Here is a 4,467-nt window from a genome sequence, read left to right as displayed (position 1 = left end):
CGCCGGCCTCCTGAATGCGCTCGGTGGCCAGCTCCCAATAATTGCGCTCGGCCGTGTTGATGTACTCGTGGTTCATCGGCTTACGCTCGGCGTCGGCGTTTGGCGTTTCGCGCAACCGGTAGTTGTGAGCGGTCTTGGCCGCGCCCGCCTGGGCGGTCTTAATCTTGGCTACTCGCAGGATGGCATAGGGCATGGGCAGTAGGGAAAGGGACTTAGGGTAGTGTAGGGCTGGCCGCAGGCCCCACACCGGGCGCAGCCCGGTATAGTGGGTTATACCGTTGTTTAGACCGCGCCATTTTCTTACGCTTGTGACTTACGCTAACGCATTATTATTAGGGTACAACTTACGCTTATTACTTACGGTTGTGGGTCCGATTTACGCTTATTACTTACGCTAACCGTCCTTCCAAGTCTTTTCATTCGGGTACCCTGGGCTTTGATTTCCTGCTGCTCGTTGTACTTCACTCGCTCGATAACTGAGTTATCGGCTACCACAGCCCACCCCTGCACTAATACCCGCAGACGACCGAGCGCCTCGGCTGTCGGCATCCCCTCAACCTCTGCCAGTGCCTCTGTGGCCGACCGTCCAACCGCTATCAGCTTATCAGCCAAATACCGCTCGTTTCCGGTCGCTGGGTTCTTCCAAACTTCGCCCCGCTTGATGAGCTGGTGCTGTACTACGCGACAAGACACCGAACAGAATTTCCCCCCTCGACGCTTGGGCTCATAGTCCTTCCCGCATTTCTGACATTGCGCTATCATAGGCCGAAAGTACAAATTATTCCCCGTTCCGGGGATAGGTTTTCAGGCATGACCACGCCGCACTGTTGAGTTTATTTTGGTACTCGTCCTCAGCTGAAAATATACTCTTTTGAGCTTTCTACCACTCCCAACAGTGCGGCGTGGTCATGCCTGAAAACCTAACGTTTGAACTTACTTGGCTAGCTGGAAAATGCGGAATGCCCCCCGCGCCACTAGCCCGAATACGACCAGGCCAATAACTAGGTCAGGCCAAGCAGAGCCGGTCAGGTAGACTAGGCCCCCGGCCACAATCACCCCTATGTTCGCTATCACATCGTTCGACGTGAACACTTGGCTGGCCTGCATATGGGCCTGCTGGCTGCGGGATTTTTGGAGTAGGTACAACGAGGCGGAGTTGCCCACTAGGGCTAGCACCGATATGCCCATCATCAGCCCAAAGTTCGGCTCCTGCTCTCCCACGGCGAAGCGGCGAAGCACCTCGAACAGCCCGCCCACGGCCAGCACCAGTTGAAAGTAGCCGCTGAGCTTAGCAACCCGCTTCTGCGTGCTCACAACTTGGCTGACCGCATACAGGGCCATGCCATACACCAACGCATCAGCGAGCATGTCCAGCGCGTCCGCCACTAGGCCCATTGACTGTGCGACCAGGCCCGTTACCACTTCCAGCGCGAAAAAGAAGGCATTGATGAGTAGCACCGTCCAGAGCAGGCGGCGGTCGCTAGGGGCTTCGTCGGTCAGCTCGGCCAGGGTCGCTTCCTGGGTGCCCATCAACGAGCTGTCCAGCCGTAGCCCATCTAGGGTGCGCGCAATCGGCTCCACGGCTCCGGTATGGAAGATGGTAAGCTGCCGGCTGGGAATGTCGAACTGCAGCTCCTCTACGGCCTCATTACCCCCAAATTTCATGCGTATGAGCTGTTCTTCAGACGGGCAATCCATTTTTGCTACCCGGAATACGGTCTTATTCATGGCTTGATTTCTTGGTGTAGCCGCTCCTGCACCACGGCAAAAGCCCCGCGCAGCAGAGGGCGAACCTTCAACGCTGGGCGGGGCTTCAGACGGTGCGTCTGTGGGCTGTTCTATTCCTGGCCGGTTGCTCCTCAGCAGAGCCGGTTACGCTTCAAACAGCCCCCAAAGCTAGGTTCTTTTTCCCTTTTGTTCCCCTACTGCCCCTACCCCGCGCCGGGGCTTAACCTGGCTGCTCAGGGCGTGGTTCTGCGGGGGGATGGCACACCCCTCCCAAGCACCCGACCAGGTACGACCTGCTCCCCTGCCAGCTCGCCGGCATCCCCGGCTGACTACTGCACTGGCCAAACAAAGCCAGCAGAATGGCAAAAGGTCATTTCCAGCGCATCAACGCATATTCTCAGGTGGTTACTTCGAGGTAACAGCCAGGCGAGGGCGACTTTCCGCCCCCCATCTGCCCCGCGTTCTTTGCCAAAACCAGTTTTCGCGTCTGCCCCTATTTAGGGTACCAAAACGCCAAAAATCAGTTTGCGGCGCGGATATATAACCTCAAACCAGAACCACTTTTATGGAAGTAACTTTCACCCCCCAACTCGGCCAGTTCTTACTTGCCTTACTCGGCCAATACTACTGGCTCGTCATCCTGATAATCTTTGTCGTTGCTCTCTTTGGCTTGGCTAAGCTTGTAGCAGCGGTGGCCGACCTCGTGAAGTCCTGGCGCACACCCTAAACCAAGCTAGCCTATGTTAAGCGGTGGGATGGCGTCGAATACGGATAACTGTTGGGGGTCGCCCTGCTTTATCCGCTTCTTCTTCACGTAGCTGCGCACGAAGCTCACCCGGTCACCATTGAACATGGTCATGGGGTTGATGAAGTACACGTTCTCGTTGTAGCCGCGAGCAATGATTTTTGCTTCTATTAGGCTGGCAAGGGCGGCGTATATGGGCTTAATGCTCTTGTACTGAGTGTACTCCATGCACTCATCAATGAAGAATTCCAGCTTGTCAGACTTGGGCTTCATCTTCTGCATGATGTACCCGAACACCCGGATAGCAGGCTTGGAAAGTTCCCAAAAGCTCTCGAATTGGCTCAGGTAAACCTTGGTGAATTTCTCTTCATCTACCTCAATCTCCCGGATGAACATAGTATGGCCCAAAATCTCGCCAGTGTTCGGGTCGAACGCTTGCAGCATCGCACCCTCACTTGTACGACTTGCGGTCTTGTACTTGCGTGAGATTTGGACTTCCTCCAACGCCTTATCTAAGAAGGGGTTAGTTCTGTTCTTTTCGAAATCGGAAAGTTTCATTTTCCAAATGAGGGTTAAAAAGGAAATTCGGAGTTCCCTCAAAGGTAAAACTCATTTTCCAAAAACGCTATTGAAAAGAAACTCACACTTTCCATTTAACATACTATTTTGGAAAGTGGTACTTTCTAAGGTGGAAAGTCCCGCTTTCCAGTATGGAAAGTGATTAGTATTGGTAATCAAGGAGTTACAGAAGGCTACTTCTTACGTTCTTAAAGTAGGGGTATTTTGGGCCTGGGCTACATGCTAATCCCGCCCCCTCGGCTTTGCCCTTTGCTCTGGGCCTGGTCACGCTGCGTAGTGCGCTGCATGGCCTGCTCGTAGGCTTCTTTCATTGACACCCCACCGGGCTTCAGTTCGACCAACTCAAACCGGCTGCCGGTGGCCGTGTGGCGTAGCTGGCCCTGTTTGGTGGCTGGGTCTTCCTGGTAGGTGTAGCCTGGGAGCTTTTTTAACTGTTCGGTTAGGTCCCCGGCTTTCCGAATAGGAGCTTTTAGGGCCTGCTGAACGTGTTTTTCGGTTTCGGCCTGGATACTGGAGCGAACCTGGCGGCCGTACTCCAGCACTTTTGCCGGCAACGCCTCGCCCTGGGCAGCCTGCACCGCTGCACGGATAAAGCCCCCCTCAAACGCTTTGCGAGAGTCGATTTCCTTCGTTTTCGTGCCCTCCACGCTCGCTAACTGCCGGGTAAGGGTCTTTTCCCGGTCTTTGGCGCCAGCGCTGTCCTGGGCGATGCTAGCTGCCTTGCTGGCCCGCTCGTTGGCCGCGGCGAGCTGCCGGGCCAACTCCGCGTTCAGGCGGGCTTCCTGCTCGGCCCGCCACTTGCCTAAGTTCACCAGGTCGAGCCCGCTCGGCCCCTCGATGCTCAGCCGCTCGGCCGGTGTGGGCGTGGCCAGCTCGCGCACCTGGTCCCGGCTCCTCTCTTGGGCTCCGTAGACGTGGCGCATGACCTCATGCTTGGCGCGGCTGTGTTCTACCCCGCGCTCCAAGCCAAAGGGCTTCATCGCCTGGGCGTATTCGCTTTGCAGCTCGCGCAGGGTCCGGGGGTTGAACAGGTCTTTGGCTGACAAGCGGCAGTCGGCTGTAAGCGGCACGACCACGGCTTGAAAATGGGGGGTCAGCTCGTCCTGGTGTAACGTCATGGCCACAACATTCTCCTTGCCGAACTTAGCTTGTAAAAATGCAACGTTCGCCTCTGCCCACGTAGTACCCCGCATGTCGGCCGCTCGGCCCTGCTCGTCCCGCTTGAATGCCTCCGGGCTCGCGGTTAATATTACCTCTACCCCTCGCACCGAATCCGGCCGGACTTTAGCGCCGGCCTCCTGAATGCGCTCGGTGGCCAGCTCCCAATAATTGCGCTCGGCCGTGTTGATGTACTCGTGGTTCATCGGCTTACGCTCGGCGTCGGCGTTTGGCGTTTCGCGCAACCGGTAGTTGTG

At 56.3% G+C, this 4,467-nt stretch carries 5 protein-coding genes; 1 reads left to right on the top strand and 4 read right to left on the bottom strand.

Features of this window, described 5'->3' with window-relative positions:
• Together EU556_RS25885 and EU556_RS25880 are read right to left on the bottom strand one after the other, a co-directional pair.
• Window positions 1–193 (bottom strand): plasmid recombination protein (locus EU556_RS25885; RefSeq protein WP_245327911.1); only part of this gene is annotated, 193 nt, incomplete at its 3' end.
• Window positions 194–933: 740 nt separating this feature from the next.
• Window positions 934–1,728, bottom strand: coding sequence for a cation transporter (locus EU556_RS25880; protein WP_135437124.1), 795 nt, complete (start codon window positions 1,726–1,728; stop codon window positions 934–936).
• A 565-nt stretch (window positions 1,729–2,293) separates the two neighbouring features.
• Here EU556_RS25880 and EU556_RS26250 point away from each other — a divergent pair.
• Window positions 2,294–2,455, top strand: coding sequence for a hypothetical protein (locus EU556_RS26250; RefSeq protein ID WP_167855724.1), 162 nt, complete (start codon window positions 2,294–2,296; stop codon window positions 2,453–2,455).
• Between the two features lie 6 nt (window positions 2,456–2,461).
• On the opposite strand, the gene EU556_RS25875 is transcribed toward EU556_RS26250, so the two are convergent.
• Window positions 2,462–3,031, bottom strand: a complete 570-nt coding sequence (locus EU556_RS25875; RefSeq protein ID WP_135437123.1) for a replication/maintenance protein RepL — start codon at window positions 3,029–3,031, stop codon at window positions 2,462–2,464.
• A gap of 236 nt (window positions 3,032–3,267) precedes the next feature.
• On the bottom strand, window positions 3,268–4,467 hold a 1,200-nt coding region (gene mobV, locus EU556_RS25870), incomplete at its 5' end, for a MobV family relaxase (RefSeq protein WP_135437122.1).

Source organism: Hymenobacter fodinae, from assembly GCF_004745825.1.
In the GTDB taxonomy this organism is placed as follows: Bacteria; Bacteroidota; Bacteroidia; order Cytophagales; family Hymenobacteraceae; genus Hymenobacter; species Hymenobacter fodinae.
Note: the sequence above shows the minus strand (reverse complement) of the source record. Positions and strands in the feature narration are given on the sequence as shown.

Bases quoted from the DNA above. Each gene is read 5' to 3' on its own strand.
- EU556_RS25880 (WP_135437124.1), bottom strand. From the start codon at position 1,728: ATGAATAAGACCGTATTCCGGGTAGCAAAAATGGATTGCCCGTCTGAA.
- EU556_RS26250 (WP_167855724.1), top strand. From the start codon at position 2,294: ATGGAAGTAACTTTCACCCCCCAACTCGGCCAGTTCTTACTTGCCTTA.
- EU556_RS25875 (WP_135437123.1), bottom strand. From the start codon at position 3,031: ATGAAACTTTCCGATTTCGAAAAGAACAGAACTAACCCCTTCTTAGAT.